This is a genomic window from Streptomyces cupreus, from assembly GCF_014257025.1.
Classification (GTDB): domain Bacteria; phylum Actinomycetota; class Actinomycetes; order Streptomycetales; family Streptomycetaceae; genus Streptomyces; species Streptomyces cupreus.
On the sequence record NZ_JACMSF010000006.1, the window covers coordinates 231,080 to 253,205 of the forward strand.

Genomic DNA, 22,126 nt, shown 5'->3' on the forward strand with positions numbered 1-22,126 from the left:
GGCCCCCCTCCTAGTCCAGGTAGCCCCTCAGTTGGTCCGCGAAGGCGTGGTCCCTGAGTTTGTTCAGGGTCTTCGACTCGATCTGGCGGATGCGTTCCCTGGTCACGCCGAAGATGCGGCCTATCTCCTCCAGCGTGCGGGGGCGGCCGTCGGCCAGGCCGTAGCGGAGCTGGACGACCTTGCGTTCGCGTTCGCCCAGTGTGGACAGGACCGCTTCCAGGTGTTCCCTGAGCAGGAGGAACGCCGCCGATTCCACCGGGCTCGCCGCGTCGCCGTCCTCTATCAGGTCGCCGAGCGCCACGTCGTCCTCCTCACCCACCGGGGCGTGCAGGGAGACCGGCTCCTGGGCCAGGCGCAGGACCTCGCTGACGCGCTCCGGGGCGAGGTCCAGGTGGGCGGCCACCTCGTCCGGGGTCGGCTCGTAGCCGCGTTCCTGGAGCATGCGGCGCTGGACCCGGACGACCCGGTTGATCAGCTCCACCACATGGACCGGGACGCGGATCGTGCGGGCCTGGTCGGCCAGCGCCCGGGACATGGCCTGGCGGATCCACCAGGTGGCGTACGTGGAGAACTTGTAGCCGCGGGCGTAGTCGAACTTCTCCACGGCGCGGATCAGGCCGAGGTTTCCCTCCTGGACCAGGTCCAGCATGGTCAGCCCACGGCCCACGTACCGCTTGGCCACGGAGACCACGAGACGCAGGTTCGCCTCGATCAGGCGGCGTTTGGCCATCCGGCCCATCACCACCAGGCGGTCCAGGTCCAGCGCCAACTGGCTGTCCAGGTCGGGGGTGTTGCCGAGCTTCTCCTCGGCGAACAGGCCGGCCTCGACACGGCGGGCGAGTTCGACCTCCTCCACTGCCGTGAGCAGGGGGATGCGGCCGATCTCCCGCAGATACTGGCGGAACAGGTCCGAGGACGGCCCGCCGGTGTCGGCCCGGGGGACGCGCACCGGCTCGGGCGGTTCTTCAAGGACGGCCGGGGTGTCCGGCTCCGCCTCGGGGTGCAGCACGGCACGGTTCTGTGGGGGCACCGCGACGAGAACGTCGGACTCCGCGTCCGGTTCTGTGTCTGTGCCGCCGACGGTAGTGCTGTCGGTCTGGGTGAGGGTCTGGGTCTGCACGGGGGCGACCTCCAGGATGATCGCTGCTGAAATGTGCGGCAGCGCGGCTTCGAGGGCGGAGTCGGCGGCCTCGCCGCTGTCCGTCCCGTACGCGATGAGCGGAACCGCGGGGGTGTGGGACCCGTGGGGGACGGATCGGCCGCGCTCCGAGGACTCAGGCACCGGAACCCAGTGTGGAGTACGACACATCGCCGCCACGAGGGGCGTGCGGTGACTTTTTGCTTCCGGTCCGTGACCGCGCGGTTATCGCTCCGGGCCCCGCAGGCCTACAGAGCTGCGGCTCCGTGCTCCCGCAGGGCCTGGTCGTACTGCTGGAGTACCCACAGTTCGTTCTGCACCGCGGCCAGTTGGGCCGGATCCCCGCCCGCGGACAGTCGGGTCATCTGGGACTGGATGTCACGAATGCGACGCTCGACGGCTCGACGGCGAACCGTGACGAGCTGTTCGCCCGCGTAGTTCTCGTCGACCGTGCGCCGCATGATTGCCTCGACGGCGAGCTCGGTGACCATCGCACGCACCGAGTCGTCCGGCGCCGCGTCCCGCACCCGGACCAGATAGTCCTGCGCGTCCTGTACGCCGTACTCGGCGCCGCCCGCCTCCATGACCGCCTGGCGTACAGCCGCGTAGGGCGCCGCGGTGAACTCGTCGACGCCGTACGCGTCGAAGGCCGGGGAGACCAGCTCCGGGCGCTGGAGGGCGAGCTTGAGCAGCTCGCGCTCGGTGGCGTAGACGGGGTTGCGGAGGTTGAGCGCCGGGCCCCCGGCCATGGGCCGTGGGGCGGCGTCGTACGGCTGCTGCGGGCCGCGTGCCGGGGCCGGTCCCTTGCCGCCGCGGTCGCGGGCCCAACGGGCCAGCTGCGCCACCCGCTTGACCACGAACTGGGTGTCGAGGATGCCGAGCATGCCGGCGAGCTGGACGGCGACCTCGTGCTGGGCGCCGCTGTTCTTGATACGGGCCACGATCGGCGCCGCCTCGTCCAGCGCGGCCGCACGCCCGCCCGGGGTGTCCAGGTCGTAGCGGACGACGATCTGGCGCAGCGCGAACTCGAAGAGCGGGGTGCGGGGTTCGACCAGGTCGGCGACCGCCTCGTCGCCCTTGGCGAGACGCAGCTCGCAGGGGTCCATGCCGTCGGGTGCGATGGCGATGTAGGTCTCGGCGGCGAACTTCTGATCGTCCTCGAAGGCGCGCAGGGCTGCCTTCTGGCCGGCCGCGTCACCGTCGAAGGTGAAGATCACCCGGGCCGAGCCGTTGTCCATCAGCAGCCGGCGCAGGATCTTGATGTGGTCGCCGCCGAAGGCGGTGCCGCAGGTCGCGATGGCGGTCGTCACCCCGGCGAGATGGCAGGCCATGACGTCGGTGTAGCCCTCGACGACGACCGCGCGGGACACCTTGGCGATGTCCTTCTTGGCGAGGTCGATGCCGTAGAGGACCTGGGACTTCTTGTAGATCGCCGTGTCGGGGGTGTTGAGGTATTTGGGCCCGTTGTCGGCCTCGTACAGCTTGCGCGCGCCGAAGCCGACGACGTCGCCGCCGATGTCCCGGATCGGCCACATGAGCCGTCCGCGAAAACGGTCGATGGGGCCGCGGCGGCCCTCCTGCGACAGCCCGGAGAGGATCAGTTCCTTGTCGGTGAAGCCCTTGCCGCGCAGAAAACGGGTGAGGTGGTCCCAGCCTTGCGGGCTGTAGCCGACGCCGAAGTGGACCGCGGCGGCCTGGTCGAAGCCACGCCCCGCGAGGAACACCCGGCCGGTCTCGGCCTCGGGGCTGACGGCGAGCTGCTCGGCGTACCACTCGGCGGCGATCTTGTGGGCCTCGACCAGTCGGATCCGCTCGCCGCGCTGGTGGGCGGGGTTGTAGCCGCCCTCCTCGTAGCGCAGGGTGATGCCGGCCTGGGCGGCGAGGCGCTCGACCGCCTCGGAGAAGGAGAGGTGGTCGACCTTCATCACGAACGTGATGGTGTCGCCGCCCTCCTGGCAGCCGAAGCAGTGGAAGAGCCCCTTGCTCGGGCTGACCTGGAAGGAGGGCGACTTCTCGTCATGGAAGGGGCACAGCCCCTTGAGGTTGCCGCCGCCCGCGCCTCGCAGCTGGAGGTACTCGGACACCACGGCGTCGATCGGGACCGCGTCCCGTACCGCCTTCACGTCCTCGTCGTTGATCCGTCCTGCCACGCGGTGATTCTACGGTGGCGCGGTGACAGTCCCGACAGCTAAGGGACGAGGTCTTCCAGCGCTACGTGTGGGTCGGCCAGCGCCTCCTCGTTCACCTGTGCCCTCGACCGGATCAGCCGCTGGATCGGGTCTGTGACGTCCCACACATTCACGTTCATCCCGGCCAGCACCCTGCCCTCCTTCATCCAGAAGGCGATGAACTCCCGCTTCCCCGCGTCCCCTCGGATCACCACTTCGTCGTAGGAGCCGGGGGGCGCCCAGCCGGAGTACTCCATCCCCAAGTCGTACTGGTCGGAGAAGAAGTAGGGCACGCGGTCGTAGACGACGTCCCGGCCGAACATCGCGCGGGCCGCGACCGGGCCGCCGTTCAGGGCGTTGGCCCAGTGCTCGACGCGCAGGCTGGTGCCGAAGAGGGCGTGCGGGAAGGACGCGACATCGCCGGCGGCGTAGATGTCGGGGTCGGAGGTGCGCAGCCGCTCGTCGACGACGACTCCGCCGCCGTGGGCACGTTCGGCGATCTCAAGACCCGCCGCCTCCGCGAGAGCGGTCCGCGGCGCCGCCCCGATCGCGGCCAGCACATCGTGCGCCGGATGCTCCTCGCCGTCGTCCGTGCGCGCGGCCAGCACCACCCCGTCCTGCCCGGTGATCTCGGTGAGCCGCGCCCCGAAGTGGAAGCGCACCCCGTGCTCGCGGTGCAGCTCGGCGAAGAGCTGGCCGAGCTCCGGGCCGAGGACGCCGTGCAGCGGGGTCGGCTCCGGCTCGACGACGGTGACCTCGGCGCCGTACTCCCGGGCCGCCGCCGCGACCTCCAGGCCGATCCAGCCGGCCCCGGCGATCACGATGTGGCCGTTGTCCCGGCCGAGCGCGGTCAGCACGCCCTTGAGCCGCTCGGCGTGCGCGAGCCGGCGCAGATGGTGGACGCCGGCCAGGTCGGTGCCCGGGATGTCCAGCCGACGGGGCTCGGCGCCGGTCGTGAGCAGCAGCTTGTCGTAGTGGACGACCGTGCCGTCCTCGCCGAAGCGGACCGTCTTCGCCGTACGGTCGATCGCGTCGACGGTCTGGCCGAGATGCAGCTCGATGTCGTTCTGCGCGTACCAGGCGGGCTCGTGCACGAAGACGCTGTCGCGGTCCTCCTTGCCGAGGAGAAAGCCCTTGGACAGCGGCGGACGCTCGTAGGGGTGGTCGCGCTCGTCGCTGATCAGTATCACGCGGCCCGTGAAGCCCTCTGCCCGCAGGGTCTCGGCCGCCTTCGCGCCGGCGAGTCCTCCTCCGACGATGACGAATGTCTGATCCGCGTCGACCACTTGATGCCTCCTCGTAAGGGTGCCGCCACATGGGAGCGTCCCGCACGGAGCGTGATGGGGGAAGAGGGAGTGGCCCGATCAGGCCACGCAGGGTCACATTCGGGCGCGTTTCACTTCACTCCTGGCCCCTGACTCTCACGAGTGCCCCGTAAGACGTACGTGAAGCGAACGGGCCGAGGCGTCGGTGAGGGACGCGATCTGGTCCACGATCACCCGCTTGCGTGCCCGGTCGTCGGGCGCCCCGTCGTACAGCGCCCGGAACTGAGGGTCGAGCCCCTCCGGCGCCCGCGCGGTCAGCGCCTCCGCCAGTTCGGCGACCACGATCCGCTGATCGGCCCGCAGCCGCTCCTGCTCGGCCCGCTGCATGACGTACCGGTCGGCGACGGCCTTCAGCACCGCGCACTCCAGCCGTGTCTCGTGCGGTACGACGAGTTCGGCGCCGTATCTGGTCAGCCGCCCGGAGCCGTACGCGGCGCGGGTGGCACCCTCCGCGGCGAGACAGAAGCGGCCGATGAGCTGGCTGGTGGCGTCCTTCAGTCGGGCCTGGGCGACGGCGGTGCCGTCGTAGCCGTGCGGCCACCACTCCTGGTCCTGCAGTCGGTCCAGGGCTTCCGCGAGTTCGGCCGGGTCCGTGTCCTCGGGGACGTACCGTCCGATGGCCACCGCGAAGACCGCCCGACGCTCCGGTTCGGCGTGCAGGCAGTTGGGGTCGATGTGGCCCGCGTGCAGGCCATCCTCGACGTCGTGCACGGAGTACGCGACGTCGTCGGACCAGTCCATCACCTGCGCCTCGAAGGTGGCGCGGGTGCCGGGGGCGCCCTCGCGGACCCAGTCGAAGACCGGCCGGTCGTCCTCGTAGACGCCGAACTTCTGGGACTTGGGGTCGGAGGGGTGGGCGCCTCGGGGCCAGGGGTACTTGGTGGCGGCGTCGAGGGTGGCGCGGGTGAGGTTGAGTCCGACGGAGCGAGTGCCTCCGGCGGTGAACCGTTTGGGCTCGATGCGGGTGAGGAGTCGCAGGGACTGGGCGTTGCCCTCGAAGCCTCCGCAGTCTTCGGCGAACTCGTTGAGGGCCTGTTCGCCGTTGTGGCCGAACGGGGGGTGGCCGAGGTCGTGGGAGAGGCAGGCGGCTTCCACGAGGTCGGGGTCGCAGCCCAGGGCTGCGCCCAGTTCTCGGCCTACTTGGGCGCATTCCAGGGAGTGGGTGAGCCTTGTGCGGGGGCTCGCGTCCCATGCGGATGCGCTGCGCTCGCCCGGGGTGACGACCTGGGTTTTCCCGGCGAGCCTTCTGAGGGCCGCGGAGTGGAGTACTCGGGCTCGGTCTCGTTGGAAGGCGGTTCTGCCTGGGCGCTTGTCGGGTTCCCTGACCCAGCGAGCGACTGACGTCGGGTCGTAGCCCGGGGGTGGGATGTGGTTCTCGTCCGCCATGTCTCCGACAGTAAGCGGATGAGCGTCTGCCGGGTTCTGTTTTGGACGCGCCCCTAGGCGGCCGCAGTCACCCGCGCTGCCAGTGACTGGTCGTAGCGGTGCAGCAGCAGGCGGGCCATCGCGGGGTGGGTGCCAAGGGGAGCCGAGGCGATCCAGGGGGCCATTGCCGCGCACTCCGTCGCGAAGCGGCCCGGCGCCGTGAAGTACGAGGCGATGGCTGTGCGGTGGTGGCCTCGTGCCGTCAGGTGGGTGATGGCCGCACCGACCGTGGGCGTCGCCGTCGTCGCGTAGGCCGGGAGGACCGGGGCGCCCAGGCGCTCCGACAGCAGAGCCGCCGTCCTCGTCGCGTCCGCCTTCGACTCCGGGTCCCGGGAACCCGCCGCCGCCAGGACGACCGCGGTTCCGGGCCCGTTCTCCCAGCCCGCCTCCATCAGGCGGTCGTACAGGGCCTCCACCAGCAGCGGGTGGGGGCCCAGCGCCTTCGCCACCCTCGCTCGTACATGGGACTCCGCGGCCATCTCGGGGATGTCCCGTTTCACGTGGTAGCCGCGGCTGAGGAGGAGGGGGACCAGGATCGCCTCGTCCGTGTCGAGGGCGGCGAGGGTGTCCGGGAGCAGGGGGGCGTTCAGCTCGATGTGACCCAGGTGGACGGGGAGGCCGGGGCGGAGTTCGCGGACTCGGTCCAGGAGGGTGTGGACGGTGCTCAGGGCTCGCGGGTCACGGCTGCCGTGGGCCACCACCACCAGCGCGGGCGGGGTGGGGCGGCGCCGGCCGTCGAGCGAGACGAGGCTGAGCTGGCTGGCGAGCTGGCTGCTGATCCGGTTCATGAGATGCGCCGTACTGTCGAGGGACGTGGACTCGTCGTGAAGTGGTTTCGACGCCGTCATGAACCGATAGTGGTGGCCGGAGGTTGCCGCGCCGTTGCACGGGGGTCACGGGTCTTTTCCGGGGGTTCACCGTCCGGCACCCGGGCTGTGTGAGGCGGCGTGACCTGGGGTTTCGACGGCCGGGGTGAACTTGGTCACGCAACCGGGGCCGGTCAGGTGACGTCCTACGGTGCATGAAGATCCGCCTGCCCCGCACCCGTACCGGACAGCGGCGGCTGGTGCAGGCGCTGATGGCGGCGTGTGTGCTGGCGCTGCTTCCCATGACCTGGATGTACGTCTCCACGGGCGACCGGCTGCGCACCGTCGCCGACGCGCCCCGCACCGATGTGGCCGTCGTCTTCGGCGCGGGCCTGTGGCAGGGGGAGCCCTCGCCGTATCTCGCCCATCGCCTGGACGCGGCGGCCGAGCTGTACCGCGCCGGGCGAGTGAAGGTCGTCCTGGTCACCGGTGACAACAGCCGCGAGGACTACGACGAGCCGGACGCCATGCGCACCTATCTGACCAGGCACGGGGTGCCCGGCTCGCGGATCGTCAGTGACTACGCGGGCTTCGACACCTGGGACTCCTGCGTGCGCGCGAAGAAGATCTTCGGCGTGGACGAGGCGGTACTGATCAGCCAGGGGTTCCACATCCGGCGGGCGGTCGCTCTGTGCGAGGCGGCGGGGGTGGAGTCGTACGGAGTCGGGGTGGACGCCGTGCATGACGCCACCTGGTACTACGGGGGCACCCGAGAGATCTTCGCGGCGGGCAAGGCCGCGCTGGACGCCGTCTTCCGGCCGGACCCCCGGTTCCTCGGTCCGGAGGAACCGGGGGTGCGGGAGGCGATGGCTAGCGGCCGGTGAAGCGCGGGGGGCGTTTCTCCAGGAAGGCGGTCATGCCCTCGCGCTGGTCCGCGGTGGTGAACAGGGCGTGGAACACCCGCCGTTCGAAGCGCACCCCGAACGGCCAACTACGGAACGAAATGCGTCACATGTGACGTCTCTCACAACAGAGGCAACTTTCGCCCCGTGCGGCGGCGACACAGGGGTGGGCAGGTGTGTGCCTCACCGCGGGCGGGCGGTGGCGGGGAGGTCGCGGTACCTCCGGCGTAACAATCCGCCGTCACGGCACGTAACACGGACGAAGCACGCTGGATGGCATGCAGAACACCGCCACGCCCACGCACTGTCCGTACTGCGCCCTGCAGTGCGGGATGAATCTGACGCCCGCCCCGGACGGGACGGTCGAGCTGAGTGAGCGGGCGGACTTCCCGGTGAACCGGGGCGCGCTGTGCGGCAAGGGCCGTACGGCGCCGGCAGTGCTCTCCTCCCGGGTGCGTCTGACCTCCCCGTTGGTCCGCTCCGAGGGCACGCTGGTGCCCGCCTCCTGGGAGGAGGCGCTGGACCGGATCGCCGAGGGGCTTCGGCGCACGCGGACGGAACACGGCCCGGACGCGTGCGGGGTCTTCGGCGGCGGCGGTCTGACCAACGAGAAGGCGTACACGCTCGGCAAGTTCGCGCGGGTGGTGCTCGGCACCTCCCAGATCGACTACAACGGCCGCTTCTGCATGTCCTCCGCGGCGGCCGCCGGAATGAAGGCGTTCGGCCTCGACCGAGGGCTGCCGTTCCCGCTGGAGGACATCCCGAAGACGGGGTGTGTGATCCTCGTCGGCTCCAACCTCGCGGAGACGATGCCGCCGTCGCTGCGGTTCTTCAACGAGCTGCGCGAGAACGGCGGCACCCTGATCGTCATCGACCCGCGCCGCACCAAAACCGCCGAGCAGGCCGACCTGCACCTGGCACCCCGGCCCGGCACGGACCTGGCCCTCGCGCTCGGGCTGCTGCACCTGGTCGTCGCCGAGGGACGCACGGACGAGGAGTACATCCGCGAGCGGACGACCGGCTGGGAGGCGGCCCGCGCGGAGGCGCTGGCGCACTGGCCGGAGTACGTCGAGCGGATCACGGGCGTGTCCGTGCCCGAACTCCGTGAGACGGTACGGATGTTCTGCGAGCCGGAGTCGGCGATGGTGCTCACCGCCCGCGGCCCGGAGCAGCAGTCCAAGGGCACCGACACCGTGGGCGCCTGGATCAACCTGTGCCTGGCGACCGGCCGCGCGGGCCGCCCGCTGTCCGGCTACGGCTGTCTCACCGGCCAGGGCAACGGCCAGGGCGGACGCGAACACGGCCAGAAGGCCGACCAGTTGCCCGGCTACCGCAAGCTGACGGACCCGGAGGCACGGCGGCATGTGGCCGAGGTGTGGGGCGTGGACCCCGACTCGCTGCCGGGTCCGGGGCGCAGCGCGTACGAGCTGCTGGACGCGCTGGGTACGGACATTCGCGCGCTGCTGCTGATGGGCTCCAACCCGGTGGTGTCGGCGCCGCGCGCCGCGCATGTCGAGGACCGCATCAAGTCCCTCGATTTCCTTGCCGTCTGTGACGTGGTGCTGTCGGAGACGGCGGCGCTGGCGGATGTCGTCCTGCCCGTGACGCAGTGGGCCGAGGAGACGGGCACGACGACGAACCTGGAGGGGCGGGTGCTGCTGCGGCGGAAGGCGATCACGCCCCCCGACGGCATCCGCAGCGACCTGGAGGTCATGCACGAGCTGGCCGACCGCCTCGGTGTGGACAAGGGCTTCCCCACCGACCCCGAGGAGGTCTTCGAGGAGCTGCGCCGGGCCAGCGCGGGCGGTCCCGCCGACTACTCCGGGATCACCTACCGCAGGCTCGCGGAGGAGAACGGGGTGTTCTGGCCGTGCCCGACGGAGGAGCCGGCCGAGGAGCCCACCCACCCCGGCACGCCCCGCCTCTTCCACGACCGGTTCGCCACGGAGGACGGCCGGGCCCGCTTCGTCCCGGTCGCGCACCGGGCGACGGCCGAGGAACCGGATGACGAGTACCCGGTGCTGCTGACGACGGGACGGGTGGTGTCCCAGTACCAGTCCGGCGCCCAGACCCGCCGGGTCGACGAGCTGAACGCCGCCGCGCCGGGCCCCTTCGTGGAACTGCACCCGAGGCTGGCGGCGAGGCTCGGCGCGGCCGAGGGCGACCCGGTGGCGGTGGTCTCCCGTCGCGGCCGGGCGGTTGCCCCGGCCCGCATCACCAGCGCCATCCGCCCCGACACGGTCTTCATGCCCTTCCACTGGCCGGGCGAGGGCCGCGCGAACACCCTCACGAACCCCGCACTCGACCCGACTTCCCGTATGCCGGAGTTCAAGGTGTGCGCGGTGCGGGTGGAGGCCGTGCAGGGGTGATCACAGGCGTGCGGTCCAGTCGCCGCCTTCGATGAGCTTGCCGTGCGCCCGTAGCCGGGCGGCGACCGCTGGGGCGGCGACGTACACCCAGGCGCGGACCGGACGGGAGTCGGTGAGCACCTCGCGCTCGACCCGCTCGTAGAGGTTGCGCGGGTCGCCCGGCGCGTAGTCCTCCAGTCTGTCCAGCACCCTCAGCAGGTCCGCGTACTCCTCGGGGCGGGCCGTGATCAGCTCGCCGCGTACCTGGGCGCCGGGCTCCTCCACGACGTACGGATATCCAGGGCCGTCGTAGAGCAGGGCACCGACCAGTACCGCCGGTTCCTCCGCCAGCGTGCGGCCGCGCAGGAAGACGTCGTGGTTGGGCTCTCCGGGGCGGAGGGTGCCGTAGACGAAGAACGGGAGGGTCACAGAAAGGATTCTGTCTCCTCACACATCTCCACGGGACGGGCCTGGCCACCGACCTGTCATGGCCCCTTAAATCGCAGGACAAGATCACCCCTGTTCCCGAGGAGATCCATGAGCCGGATACGGCCGCACATCCGAGATTCCCGTCTCGCCACCGCCGGTGTCGCCGTCACCGCCGCCGGCCTGCTCGCCGCCGCGCTCACCCCGACCGCCGGAGCCGCCAACCGGCCGACCCGGGCCGTCGCGGTCGAGAACGCGGCCGCCGCCCTCGTCGACCACGCCGCCGACCTGGGCCTGACCTCGGCCCAGGACACGAAGGTACGGGACGTGATCGTCGACACGGACGGCACACAGCATGTCCGGTACGACCGGACGTACCGTCAACTTCCGGTGCTGGGCGGCGACTTCGTCGTCCACCTCGCCAAGGACGGAACCTACCGCAGCGCCTCCCGGGCCGTCGAGGGGTCCCTCGCCCCCGCCGCCGGTGTCACCCCCGCGCTCCCTGCCACCCGCGCCGCCGACCTCGCCGTGAACGCCCTGCGCGCCGCCAACCTCGGCGAGGCGCTGCGGCAGCTCACCGCCGAGCCCCGGCTGGTCGTGGACGCCCTGCACGGCGCGCCCAAGCTGGCCTGGCGGACGGACGTCCTCGCCAAGGACTCCCTCGGCAACCCGGTCGGGCGGACCGTGCTGACCGACGCGCACACCGGCACGCAGATCGACGCCTGGGACACCCTGGAGACGGCGTCCGGCGACGGGAAGTCGCTGTACAGCGGCACGGTGCCGCTGAACACGACGCTGTCGGGATCGACGTACCAGCTCAAGGACGCCTCGCGCGGCGGCACTTACACCGGCGACGCGGCCAACAAGACCGACCTGTGTCTGCTCGGCACCATCTGCGTCAGCCGGGCGCCGTCGACGGTGTTCACCGACGCCGACAACCACTGGGGCACCGGCGCGAGCACCGACCGCGCGACGGCGGCGGTGGACGCGCAGTACGGCACGGACGTGACCTGGGACTACTTCAAGGGCGTCCACGGCCGCAACGGCATCGCGGGCGACGGCAAGGGCTCCTACAGCCGGGTGCACTACGGGACGCGGTACAACAACGCCTTCTGGGACGACAGTTGCTTCTGCATGACGTACGGCGACGGTGACGGGACGAACCTCGGCCCGCTGGTGTCGCTGGACGTGGCGGGGCACGAGATGTCGCACGGGGTGACGTCGAAGACGGCCGCGCTGACCTACTCGGGCGAGTCCGGTGGCCTGAACGAGGCGACCTCGGATGTCTTCGGGACACTGGTGGAGTTCTACGCCGGGAATGCCTCGGACGCCGGGGACTACCTGATCGGCGAGAAGATCGTCCGGGACGGATTCGGGCGCGACGCGCTCCGCTACATGGACAAGCCCTCCAAGGACGGCGAGTCGGTGGACTGCTGGAGCGCCACGACGGCCACCCTCGACGTCCACTACTCCTCCGGCGTCGGCAACCACTTCGCGTACCTGCTGGCGGAGGGCAGCGGCGCCAAGACCATCAACGGCGTCGCGTACAACTCCCCGACTTGTGACGGGTCTTCGGTGACGGGGATCGGCCGGGCCAAGCTGGGCGCGATCTGGTACCGGGCGCTGACGGTCTACATGACGTCGTCGACGAACTACGCGGGCGCGCGTACGGCGACGTTGAGCGCCGCGAAGGACCTGTACGGCGCGGGGAGTCCGGAGTACGCGGCGGTGGCTGCGGCTTGGAGTGCGGTCAACGTGGGCTGAGCGCACGGAAAATGCGGTGGCCGGGGCGGCAGGGGCGCGGTTAGGCTCCCCTGCCGCCCACACCTTTGGAGCCGTATGCCGACCTCGCCGCCGAAGATGCGCCCCGACGAACTCGACATAGACGCCGAGCTGGTCCGTCGGCTCGTCGCCGAGCAGTTCCCGCAGTGGGCGGAGCTTCCGGTTCGGCTGGTCCGTTCGGCCGGTACCGACAACGCCATGTACCGGCTCGGCGACGAACTGGTCGTACGGCTGCCCCGGTTGCCCGGTGGGGAGGGGCAGATCCTTCGGGAGCACCGCTGGCTGCCCCGACTTGCCCCGCATCTGCCGCTGTCGGTACCGGTGCCATTGGCGGTGGGTGAGCCCGGTGCGGGGTTCGCGCTGCCGTGGGGGGTGTATCGATGGCTGGAGGGCAGCAACGACCTGGTCGAACTGGCCGACGCCGCCGTGGAGTTGGGCAGGTTCGTCGCCGCCCTGCACAAGGTCGACGCCTCCGGCGGCCCGCCGTCCTACCGGGGCGCGCCGCCCGGCGGCAACGACTCCTACGTACGGCAGGCCATCCGCGACTTCGGCTCCCACGGCACGATCGACCCGGCGCTCGCGACGGAGGTCTGGGAGCGGACCCTGCGCCTGCCCGACTGGGACGGCGCCCCCGTCTGGCTGCACGGCGACCTGCTGCCGGGCAATCTGCTCGCCGTGGACGGCCGGCTGACCTCCGTCATCGACTTCGGCTGCCTCGGTGTCGGGGATCCGGCGGTGGACCTGATGGCCGCGTGGACCGTGTTGACCGCCGGGACCCGCGAGGCGTTCCGCGCCGCGGCCGACGTCGACGACGCGACCTGGGAACGGGGCCGGGGCTGGGCCCTGTGCTTCGGTCTGATGGCCGAGCACTATTACGGCGACGCCTTCGGCAACGGTATGAACCCGGTGCTTGCGGGAGTGGGCCGGCGAGCGGTGGCAGAGGCACTGGCCGAGTGCGCCTGAGCTCAGCCGCCCGCCGTGGCGGACGCGGCGACGAGGTCGTGCACCGGGCGGGGCGGCGCCTGCAGCAACTCGGTCAGATCGGAGGACCGGGCCTGAAGGAAGCCCGCGCCCATGTTGGAGAACAGGGACAGGGTGTGGGTGATCTGGTAGGCCTCGAAGCCATGCCCCGCCAGCCCGGCGCGCGCCTCGGCGAGGGACGAGGGACGGTAGGTGACCGGCCTGCCGTACCGCTTGGTGAGCAGATCGGCGATGTCCTCGCCGCCGAGCGCGGTCACGCCCTCCAGCTCGTACGTCCGTCCCGCGTGCCGGCTGCGCCCGCCGGCCGCGAGCGCGCGGTCGGCCTCTGCAGCCACCCGCACGGTGATGTCCGCGAGGTCCTCCCTGGCCACGACCGACATCCGTCCCGTGCCGAGGGCGGCCGAGAAGACCCCGGACTCGGCGGCCGGTACGGCGTCCGCCGCCGAGAGGCCGCCCAGGAGTTCGGCGTAGAGGCCGTTGCGCAGGATCGTGGCGTCGAAGGGCCCCTGGGCCAGGCGGTGCTCGGTCCAGCGGTGCGGGAGCGCGAGGGTCGTGCGCTCGCCGGAGCCCGCCAGACTGGTGTAGATCACCTGGCGTACGCCCGCTGCCGCCGCCGCGTCGGCCACCGCGCCGTGGCGGGCCAGCACGACGTCGTCCTCGGCGTATCCGGCCGAGATCATCACCAGTACGTCGACCCCGGCGAACCCCTCCGCCAGGCTCGCCGGGTCGTCGAAGTCGATACGGCGCGCTGTGCCGCCGTCGCCGCCGCGGGTGCCGGGCACCACGTCGAGCCCGTCGAGCGCGGTCAGGCCCTGGAGCACCAGACGCCCGAGTCCCCCTGAAACGCCGGTCACGAGAATCATCCGAACAGTCCTTGCGTTGGTCCCTATACGAACAGCACCGAGCATCCGCCGAGTTCGGCGGGTCCGTAAGGAGGCACTTTCGTGTCAGCCCCGAACACGGCCGTAAGTTCCCAGGTCAGCGACTCTATTCCGGACGGGCCGTGTGGCGATGACGACTGTGGGATCCGCGATGTGCTGGACCGGCTCGGCGACCGGTGGACGGTGCTGGTGGTCGTGGAACTCGCCAAGGGCAGCCGTCGTTACGGCGAGTTGGAGCGGGCGATACCCGGCATCTCGCAGCGGATGCTGTCGCTGACCACGAAACGGCTGTGCCGGGACGGGCTCTTGGAGCGGATCGTCCATCCGACCCTTCCGCCCCAGGTCGAGTACCGGCTGACCGCGATGGGGCGCAGCTTCTCGGGCGTGATCTCCGGTCTCGCCGACTGGTCCCGGGACCACAAACCGGCGATAGCGGCGGCGCGTCTGGCGTGGGACGGGGAGCATCCGGGGAGGCCCCCGGCTGCCGGTGCCGGCCTCCCCTCGCCCTCCTGACCAGGGCGTCCATGCGGTGCCCTGGCCACGGCCGCCCCGGGTGCGGCCGCGCACCCCGCACCGGAGGGCTACGCGGCGTACGGCCGCCGCTCCTTCGCCTCCCTCAGCGCGCTCCCCCACCACTCCAGTTGGTCGAGCATCGTCTTCGCCGCCGCGTCCGGGCCCGTCGGGTCCTTCAGGCGGCCGTCGTCGTCGAAGGCGGCGCCGGCGTTGTGGAAGGAGACGGTGTCCCGGACCGTGACGGCGTGGAGTTCGGCGAAGACCTGGCGGAGGTGTTCCGCGGCACGCAGGCCGCCCGCGAGGCCGCCGTAGGAGACGAGGGCGACGGGCTTGGCCCGCCACTCCCCGTAGTGCCAGTCGATGAGGTTCTTCAGGCCCGCCGGGAAGGAGTGGTTGTACTCGGGGGTGAGGACGACGAAGGCGTCGGCGCGGGCCAGTTTCGGGCTGACGCCGGTGAGGACCTCGGCCGTCTCGGGGGTACGGGCGAAGGACGTGGGCAGCGGGATCTCGGCGACGTCGACGACCTCGGGGGTCATGTCCTCGCGGCGGCGGACGTGGTCGAGGATCCAGTCGGCGACGACCGGGCCGAACCGGCCGTGGCGGTTGCTGCCGATGACTACGGTGACATTCAGGGGTTCCGTGGCGGAAGTCATGCCGACAGCGTGATACCTCAACCTTTGTCGAGGTCAAGCGCCGCAATCGGGTCACCCGTTCACACGCGCCGCGCACGCACTTGCCGGACACCCTTGCGTGAGCGTCTTGACCTGCCGAAATGCGCCACCCCACCGGTTCTCCTAACACCCATTCACCCCAATTCTGACGCTCCCTCAGGAAGCGCTCCCGGCCCACTGCCCCTTACCTCTGTAGGGCAGTGACCCACCGCTGATCCCCAGGGAGCATCGATGCGCCTTACCGCCCGTCTGCTGACCGGGAGCGCACTCGCCGTCGCGGCTGCCGGGCTGGTCTCCGCCCCGGCGTACGGCGCGGGCTCCGCGAGCCTGGAGCTCTATCCCTCCTCGGTCGTGCCGGGCGCGCAGGTCACGGTGAACACGTCGGCCTGCGCGGACGGCGGTACCGCGGCGGGCGACGCCAGCGCGGTGAGTGCCGGCGCTTTCACGCTGGCGCCGAGCAGTCATGAGCAGAACGCGATCGGGCAGTTCCGGGTGCCGCCGAGCGCGCAGCCGGGGACGTACGAGATCACCGCGACCTGTACCGAGGGCGGGCGGAAGGTGACGGGCGACCTGGTGGTGACGCTGACCTCGCAGCGCCGGCAGGTGCACCCGCGAGGAAGTGTGGAGACGGGGGTCGGCGGCGCACTCGGCCCCGGCCCCGTGCAGACCGCGGCCGGCGTGGCGGCGCTCGCCGTCGCCGCCGCGGGCGGTACCTGGCTCCTGCATCGCCGGGCGAGAGGCGACGGGATCTGACGGACGCCCTCCGCTGTCCGTCCCGCCGGTACCGCACGTCCCCTCCCCCTCCGGGTCCGACGCCCCTCGCGGCCCGGAGGGGGACCAGGGTCCGTCCAGGAGGCTCGGGTGCGCAAGCACAGCAACACCGCGCGCACATACGGCAACGTCGCGCGCAGATACGGCAACACCGCGATAGCGGCCGTCACCGTGGTCGCCCTGTGCTCCGGGGCCTGGCTGCTGCGCAGCGGCGCCGAGCGGCACGCCCCGCCGCAGCCGTCCGCCGCCCAGGCGCACGCCGACCCCGCCGACCGGCAGGCGTCGGCCGCGCCCGCGCTGCCGCCGTCCCCGCCCGACCGGGTCCGCATCCCCTCGATCCGGGTGAACGCCCCCCTGATGGGCCTCGGTCTCACCCCGGCCGGCAGTCTCGACGTCCCGCCCGCAGACCGGAAGAACCTGGCCGGCTGGTACGAGGCCGGGACGACACCCGGTGAGACGGGCACCGCGATCGTCGCGGGCCATGTCGACAACGCCGAGGGCCCGGCCGTCTTCTACCGGCTGGGCGCCCTGAAGAAGGGCAGCACGGTGGAGGTGGACCGGCGCGACGGCACCGCGGCCGTCTTCACGGTCGACTCCGTCGAGGTGTACGACGACCGCGACTTCCCCGACGAGAAGGTCTACGGCGCAGCCCGCCGCCCTGAGCTGCGGGTGATCACCTGCGGCGGCGGCTACTCACGCACCACGGGATATCGGGGCAACGTCGTCGTCTTCGCGCACCTCACCGGCAGCCGCTGACGCCCGACCGCTAGGCCGACCACTGCTCGTACGCCATGTTCGCCACCAGGGCGAACACCACCGTCAGCAGCACGACGCGGACGAAACCGCTGCCCTTCTTCAGTGCGGTGTGGGCGCCGAGCGTGCCGCCCGCCAGGTTGAAGACGGCCATCAGGGCGGCGAGCTGCCACAGGACCGTGCCCTGCCAGGCGAAGGTGGCGAGGCGCCCGCGATGGGGGTCCCCCCGGCGCGAGCGAAGCCGAGCGTTGGGGGAACAGCAGTTGACGATCTTGGCGGTGGCGGAGGCGGCGCCCAGGTCGAGATGGAGGACCGCGGTGAGGGTGAGGACCAGGAAGGTGCCGGTGCCGGGGCCGATCAGTCCGTCGTAGAAGCCGATGCCGATGCCCGCGAGGCCGATCGCGGTGAGGATCTGGCGGCGGGTGGCAGGGCCGGGCGCGGGGGCCGTGCCGAAGGCGGGGCGCAGGATGACGAAGGCGGCGACCGCGAGCAGCACCACCATGATCACCGGCTTAAGGACCTCGGTGCTCATCCCGGCCGCGAGGAAGGCCCCGCCCGACGATCCGGCCAGCGCCGCGAGGCCGATGCGGACGGCGGTGCGGACGTCGACCGGGGCCTTGCGGGCGTAGGTCACGGCGGCGCCCGAGGTGCCGACGATCGCCACCGCCTTGTTGGTACCGAGGGCGTAGGCGGCGGGCGTGTGCGACGGCAGGCCCAGGATGAGCGCGGGCAGGAGCAGGAGCCCGCCGCCGCCGACCACGGCGTCGATCCAGCCGGCCGCGAAGGCCGCGAGGCAGAGGACGACGATCATGGTCAGCGATATGTCGGGCATGATCGCGACCCTAGGGACGGGATACATGCCACGTCCATCTACCTGAGGGGTTTCTGAGGTTCCCCCGCGGCCGCACCCCGTCCTCACAGCCCACCACCCCCGGACCCGGGGAACCCTCACACCCACCCCCCGGCCCCGCTGAGGGCAGCGTTCCTCGTGAGAAACAGACGTGATGCGGTCGGGTAACACCCGCACCGCACGCTCAATGGCATGACCTCGAATACGCGTGTGGTGGTGATCGGCGCCGGCCTCGCGGGCGTACGGCTCGCCCGGCGGCTCGGTGAGCTCGGCACGCCCGCGCTGCTGATCGGCGAGGAGGAGCACCGGCCCTACAACCGGGTCCTGCTCGCCGAGGTGCTGGCCGGGCGGTACGCCCCCGAGGTGATCGCGCTGCCCTCCCCCGACGGACTGCTCCGGACCCGGGTCACCGGCATCGACCGGGAAGGGCGCACCGTCGAGTGCGCGGACGGCTCCAAGATCGCATACGACACGCTGGTCCTGGCCACAGGATCCAACCCCGTGCTGCCGCCGCTGCGCGGTCTGTTCACGCCGGACCATGTGCTGCCCGAGGGCGTGCACGCGTTCCGCACCATGGACGACTGCCTCGGCCTGTCCAAGGCGGTACGGCCGGGCGTGCGCGCGGTCGTCATCGGCGGCGGGCTGCTCGGCGTCTCCGCGGCCCGCGCGCTCGCCAAGCGCGGCGCCCAGGTCGTGCTCGCCCAGCAGTCCGAGCGGCTCATGGAGCGCCAGCTCGACCCGGGCGCCTCCAAGCTGGTGCTGCGGCATCTGAAGGACCTCGGCGTCGAGGTGCACACCGAGTGCCGGGTGCGCGACGTGCGCTGCGTCGGCGGCGCGGTCCGCTCGGTGGAGATGGCCGACGGCTACGCCCTCGACGCCGACCTGGTGGTGCTGGCCTGCGGGGTCTCCCCGCGCGCCGGGCTCGCCAAGGAGGCCGGGCTCGCCGTCCACAAGGGCATCCTCGTCGACGACGAACTGCGCACCTCCGACCCGCACATCCGGGCCATCGGCGACTGCGCCCAGCACGACGGCACGCTCTACGGCCTCGCCACCCCTGCGCTGGAACAGGCCGACGCGCTCGCCGAGCTGCTCGCCGGTGACGCCACCGCCCGCTACACCGGCACCCGGGCCCTGACCCGGCTGACGCTGCACGGCAACTCCGTCTTCGACCTCGCCGCGTTCGGCGAGACCGAGGCGCTCCCGGGCGACGACGTCGTCCAGCTCACCGACGCCACCCGAGGCACCTACCGCAAGGTCGTCGTCCGTGACGACCGCGTGGTCGGCGGGGTGCTCGTCGGTGAACTCGGCACCGTCGGCGCGCTCGCCCGCGCCTGGGAGGGAGCAGAGCCGCTCCCCGCGGACGGCGCTCCCCTGCTCCACCTGCTCACCAACGATGGAGGCTCCTGATGACCGCCACCAAGGGGGCCACCCCCACGATCGTGCTCGTCGGCCACGGCATGGTCGGCCAGCGCTTCCTCGAAGCCCTCGCCGAGCGCGGCATGACCGCGACCCACCGCGTGGTCGTGCTGTGCGAGGAGCCGCGCCCCGCGTACGACCGCGTCGCCCTCACCTCGTACTTCTCGGGCAAGACGCCCGAGGAACTGTCCATGACGGACATGGAGTTCATCGAGAAGCACTCGATCGAGCTGTACGTCGGCGACCCGGCGCTCACCGTCGACCGCGAGGCGAAGAAGGTCACCGCGAAGTCCGGTCAGGTCTTCGACTACGACACCCTCGTCCTCGCCACCGGCTCCTTCCCGTTCGTGCCGCCGGTCCCGAACAAGGACGCCGAGGGCTGCTTCGTCTACCGCACGATCGAGGACCTGCTCGCGATCGAGGAGTACGCGAAGAAGGCGACGACGGGCGCCGTGGTCGGCGGCGGTCTGCTCGGACTTGAGGCGGCCGGCGCCCTCAAGGGCCTCGGACTGACCTCCCACATCGTGGAGTTCGCCCCCCGGCTGATGCCGGTGCAGGTCGACGAGGGCGGCGGCGCGGCGCTGCTGCGGACCATCGAGGACATGGGCCTTACCGTCCACACGGGCGTCGGCACGCAGGAGGTCGTGGTCGACGAGGCCGGTGCCGTCACCGGTATGAAGCTCTCCGACGGCTCCGAACTCGCCACCGACATGGTCGTGTTCAGCGCCGGTGTCCGCCCCCGCGACCAGCTGGCCCGCGACTGCGGCCTTCAGGTCGGCGAGCGCGGCGGCATCGCGGTCGACGAACAGTGCCGTACCGTCTCCGACCCGCATGTCTTCGCGATCGGCGAATGCGCGCTGGCGGCCGACGGCCGGGTCTACGGCCTGGTCGCCCCTGGCTACGAGCAGGCCGAGACGGCCGCCGCCACGATCGCCGCCGACGAGGCCGCCTTCACCGGCGCCGACCTCTCCACCAAGCTGAAGCTGCTCGGCGTGGACGTGGCGTCCTTCGGCGACGCACACGGCACCACCGAGGACTGTCTGGACGTCGTCTACTCCGACTCCCGCGCGGGCCTGTACAAGAAGCTGGTCATCGGCCGTGACGGCACGCTGCTCGGCGGCATCCTGGTGGGCGACGCGGAGGCGTACGGCACCCTGCGCGCCTTCACCGGCTCGGTCCCGCCGGTCTCCCCCGAGTCGCTGGTGCTGCCGGCCGGCGCGGGCGCCCCGGCCCAGCTCGGCCCGTCCGCACTGCCCGACGACGCGATCATCTGCTCCTGCCACAACGTCTCCAAGGGCACCATCCGCGGCGCGGTCACCGACCACCAGTGCACGACCGTGCCCGAAGTGAAGAAGTGCACCAAGGCCGGTACCGGCTGCGGCAGTTGCGTCAAGGTGCTCGGCCAGCTGGTCACCGCCGAGCTGGAGGCGTCCGGCGTCGAGGTCGACAAGGGCCTGTGCGGCTGCTTCGCGCAGACCCGCGAGGAGCTCTACGAGATCGTCCTCGCCCTGCGCATCAACACCTACCAGGACCTGCTCGACCGCTACGGCCGCGACGGCGCCCGGGGCGGCGACGGCTGCGAGATCTGCAAGCCGGCGGTCGGCTCGATCATCGCCTCCCTCGCCCCGACGATCGGCGCGAGCGGCTATGTCCTGGAGGGCGAGCAGGCGGCGCTGCAGGACAGCAACGACCACTTCCTCGCCAACCTGCAGAAGAACGGCTCGTACTCGGTCGTGCCGCGCATCCCCGGCGGTGAGATCACCCCGGAGAAGCTGATCGTGATCGGCGAGATCGCCCGTGACTTCGGCCTCTACACGAAGATCACCGGCGGCCAGCGCATCGACATGTTCGGCGCCCGCGTCGAGCAACTCCCGGTGATCTGGGCCAGGTTGGTGGACGCCGGCTTCGAGTCCGGGCACGCCTACGGCAAGGCGCTGCGCACGGTGAAGTCCTGCGTCGGCCAGACCTGGTGCCGCTACGGCGTCCAGGACTCCGTCCGGATGGCGATCGACCTGGAGCTGCGCTACCGCGGCCTGCGCTCCCCGCACAAGCTGAAGTCGGCGGTCTCCGGCTGCCAGCGCGAGTGCGCGGAGGCCCAGTCCAAGGACTTCGGCGTCATCGCCACCGCCAACGGCTGGAACCTCTACGTCGGCGGCAACGGCGGCGCCACCCCGCGCCACGCGGACCTGCTCGCCCAGGACCTCTCCGACGCCGAACTGATCCGCCTGATCGACCGGTTCCTGATGTTCTACATCCGCACCGCCGACCGTCTGGAGCGCACCTCGACCTGGCTCGAGCGGATCCCGGGCGGCCTGGACCACGTACGAGACGTGGTCGTGGAGGACTCGCTCGGCATCTGCGAGGAGCTGGAGTCCCTGATGGCGGCCCATGTCGACCACTACCGCGACGAGTGGGCCGAGACCATCAACGACCCCGAGAAGCTGGCCCGGTTCGTGTCCTTCGTGAACGCGCCGGACACCCCCGACCCGGTCGTCGGCTTCGTCCCCGAGCGCGACCAGATCAAGCCCGACCTGCCGCTGCTGTCCATCGGCCGCCGCCCCCTGGAAGGAAGCGCCCAGCGATGACCCTGGCACCCGAGACGACCGACCTCAAGGTCCAACTCCGACTGGACTCCCAAGAAGGCGATTGGTTCACGGTCTGCGACCTGAGCCGGCTGCTTCCGGGGCGCGGAGTGGCGGCCCTGCTGCCGGACGGCAGCCAGGTGGCCCTCTTCCGCGACCGCTCCGGCACGCTGTACGCCATCGACAACCGTGACCCCTTCAGCGGGGCCGGAGTCCTCTCCCGCGGCCTGACCGGCAGCCACCAGGGCCGCCCGTTCGTGGCGTCCCCGCTGCTGAAGCAGCGGTTCGACCTCGCCTCGGGGCAGTGCCTCGACGACGAGTCGGTGCGGGTGGCGACGTACGCGGTCCGCGCGGCCTGAGCACGGCACAGGGCCCGGCCGGAGCACTC

The 22,126-nt window shown here is 71.5% G+C and carries 19 protein-coding genes and 1 pseudogene; 10 read left to right on the forward strand and 10 right to left on the reverse strand.

Features of this window, described 5'->3' with window-relative positions; genetic code table 11:
• Positions 1–10: 10 nt before the first annotated feature.
• From H4N64_RS08485 to H4N64_RS08505, 5 genes are all read right to left on the reverse strand, one after another.
• The gene (locus H4N64_RS08485) at positions 11–1,282 is read right to left on the reverse strand and encodes a sigma-70 family RNA polymerase sigma factor (protein WP_186281493.1); all 1,272 of its coding nucleotides are present in this window, start codon (positions 1,280–1,282) and stop codon (positions 11–13) included.
• Between the two features lie 104 nt (positions 1,283–1,386).
• A complete protein-coding gene (dnaG, locus tag H4N64_RS08490) occupies positions 1,387–3,288 on the reverse strand; it encodes a DNA primase (protein WP_186281494.1) in 1,902 nt (633 codons plus the stop codon).
• 38 nt (positions 3,289–3,326) lie between these two features.
• Positions 3,327–4,592 (reverse strand): FAD-dependent oxidoreductase, encoded by a 1,266-nt coding sequence (locus H4N64_RS08495; RefSeq protein ID WP_186281495.1) that lies wholly within the window; start codon positions 4,590–4,592, stop codon positions 3,327–3,329.
• A gap of 135 nt (positions 4,593–4,727) precedes the next feature.
• Positions 4,728–6,017 carry a deoxyguanosinetriphosphate triphosphohydrolase gene (locus tag H4N64_RS08500; RefSeq protein ID WP_186281496.1) on the reverse strand — a complete coding sequence of 430 codons (1,290 nt, stop codon included), beginning with the start codon at positions 6,015–6,017 and terminating at the stop codon, positions 4,728–4,730.
• Positions 6,018–6,070: 53 nt separating this feature from the next.
• Positions 6,071–6,904, reverse strand: a complete 834-nt coding sequence (locus tag H4N64_RS08505) for a sirohydrochlorin chelatase (protein ID WP_186281497.1) — start codon at positions 6,902–6,904, stop codon at positions 6,071–6,073.
• 173 nt (positions 6,905–7,077) lie between these two features.
• On the opposite strand from H4N64_RS08505, the gene H4N64_RS08510 reads away from it, so the two are divergent.
• On the forward strand, positions 7,078–7,746 hold the full coding sequence (locus H4N64_RS08510; RefSeq protein ID WP_186281498.1) for a SanA/YdcF family protein: 669 nt from the start codon (positions 7,078–7,080) through the stop codon (positions 7,744–7,746).
• Here the strand turns inward: H4N64_RS08510 and H4N64_RS08515 are convergent.
• Positions 7,733–7,843 (reverse strand): annotated as a pseudogene (locus H4N64_RS08515) (enoyl-CoA hydratase-related protein); the annotation flags it as partial. The gene H4N64_RS08510 and the pseudogene H4N64_RS08515 sit on opposite strands and share 14 nt — an antisense overlap.
• Positions 7,844–8,042: 199 nt before the next feature.
• Here H4N64_RS08515 and H4N64_RS08520 point away from each other — a divergent pair.
• Positions 8,043–10,133, forward strand: a complete 2,091-nt coding sequence (locus tag H4N64_RS08520; protein WP_186281499.1) for a molybdopterin oxidoreductase family protein — start codon at positions 8,043–8,045, stop codon at positions 10,131–10,133.
• Here the strand turns inward: H4N64_RS08520 and H4N64_RS08525 are convergent, their stop codons facing one another.
• Positions 10,134–10,541 (reverse strand): gamma-glutamylcyclotransferase, encoded by a 408-nt coding sequence (locus H4N64_RS08525; RefSeq protein WP_186281500.1) that lies wholly within the window; start codon positions 10,539–10,541, stop codon positions 10,134–10,136.
• 108 nt (positions 10,542–10,649) lie between these two features.
• On the opposite strand from H4N64_RS08525, the gene H4N64_RS08530 reads away from it, so the two are divergent.
• Both H4N64_RS08530 and H4N64_RS08535 read left to right on the forward strand, forming a co-directional pair.
• Positions 10,650–12,302, forward strand: a complete 1,653-nt coding sequence (locus H4N64_RS08530) for a M4 family metallopeptidase (RefSeq protein ID WP_186281501.1) — start codon at positions 10,650–10,652, stop codon at positions 12,300–12,302.
• A 75-nt stretch (positions 12,303–12,377) separates the two neighbouring features.
• Positions 12,378–13,283, forward strand: a complete 906-nt coding sequence (locus tag H4N64_RS08535; RefSeq protein ID WP_186281502.1) for an aminoglycoside phosphotransferase family protein — start codon at positions 12,378–12,380, stop codon at positions 13,281–13,283.
• Positions 13,284–13,285: 2 nt separating this feature from the next.
• On the opposite strand, the gene H4N64_RS08540 is transcribed toward H4N64_RS08535, so the two are convergent.
• Positions 13,286–14,164, reverse strand: a complete 879-nt coding sequence (locus H4N64_RS08540) for a Rossmann-fold NAD(P)-binding domain-containing protein (RefSeq protein WP_186281503.1) — start codon at positions 14,162–14,164, stop codon at positions 13,286–13,288.
• 81 nt (positions 14,165–14,245) lie between these two features.
• On the opposite strand from H4N64_RS08540, the gene H4N64_RS08545 reads away from it, so the two are divergent.
• On the forward strand, positions 14,246–14,695 hold the full coding sequence (locus H4N64_RS08545) for a winged helix-turn-helix transcriptional regulator (protein ID WP_186281504.1): 450 nt from the start codon (positions 14,246–14,248) through the stop codon (positions 14,693–14,695).
• Positions 14,696–14,763: 68 nt separating this feature from the next.
• Here the strand turns inward: H4N64_RS08545 and H4N64_RS08550 are convergent, their stop codons facing one another.
• On the reverse strand, positions 14,764–15,348 hold the full coding sequence (locus H4N64_RS08550; protein WP_186281505.1) for an NADPH-dependent FMN reductase: 585 nt from the start codon (positions 15,346–15,348) through the stop codon (positions 14,764–14,766).
• 249 nt (positions 15,349–15,597) lie between these two features.
• Between H4N64_RS08550 and H4N64_RS08555 the strand changes: the two genes are divergently transcribed.
• Positions 15,598–16,119 (forward strand): hypothetical protein, encoded by a 522-nt coding sequence (locus tag H4N64_RS08555; protein ID WP_186281506.1) that lies wholly within the window; start codon positions 15,598–15,600, stop codon positions 16,117–16,119.
• A gap of 108 nt (positions 16,120–16,227) precedes the next feature.
• Positions 16,228–16,893 carry a class F sortase gene (locus H4N64_RS08560; protein ID WP_418896254.1) on the forward strand — a complete coding sequence of 222 codons (666 nt, stop codon included), beginning with the start codon at positions 16,228–16,230 and terminating at the stop codon, positions 16,891–16,893.
• A 10-nt stretch (positions 16,894–16,903) separates the two neighbouring features.
• Here H4N64_RS08560 and H4N64_RS08565 read toward each other — a convergent pair whose 3' ends face one another.
• Entirely contained in the window at positions 16,904–17,722 is an 819-nt protein-coding gene (locus H4N64_RS08565; RefSeq protein ID WP_186281507.1) for a sulfite exporter TauE/SafE family protein, read from the reverse strand.
• Between the two features lie 210 nt (positions 17,723–17,932).
• Here H4N64_RS08565 and H4N64_RS08570 point away from each other — a divergent pair, with 210 nt between their 5' ends.
• Genes H4N64_RS08570 through nirD form a run of 3 tightly spaced genes read left to right on the forward strand, consistent with a single transcriptional unit; the run spans position 17,933 to position 22,097 of the window.
• Positions 17,933–19,147 (forward strand): NAD(P)/FAD-dependent oxidoreductase, encoded by a 1,215-nt coding sequence (locus tag H4N64_RS08570; protein WP_186281508.1) that lies wholly within the window; start codon positions 17,933–17,935, stop codon positions 19,145–19,147.
• Entirely contained in the window at positions 19,147–21,741 is a 2,595-nt protein-coding gene (gene nirB, locus H4N64_RS08575) for a nitrite reductase large subunit NirB (protein ID WP_186281509.1), read from the forward strand. The genes H4N64_RS08570 and nirB overlap by 1 nt, the downstream gene beginning before the upstream one ends.
• Positions 21,738–22,097 (forward strand): nitrite reductase small subunit NirD, encoded by a 360-nt coding sequence (gene nirD / locus H4N64_RS08580; protein WP_186281510.1) that lies wholly within the window; start codon positions 21,738–21,740, stop codon positions 22,095–22,097. Before nirB ends, nirD begins: the two co-directional genes overlap by 4 nt.
• The last annotated feature ends 29 nt before the right edge of the window (positions 22,098–22,126 follow it).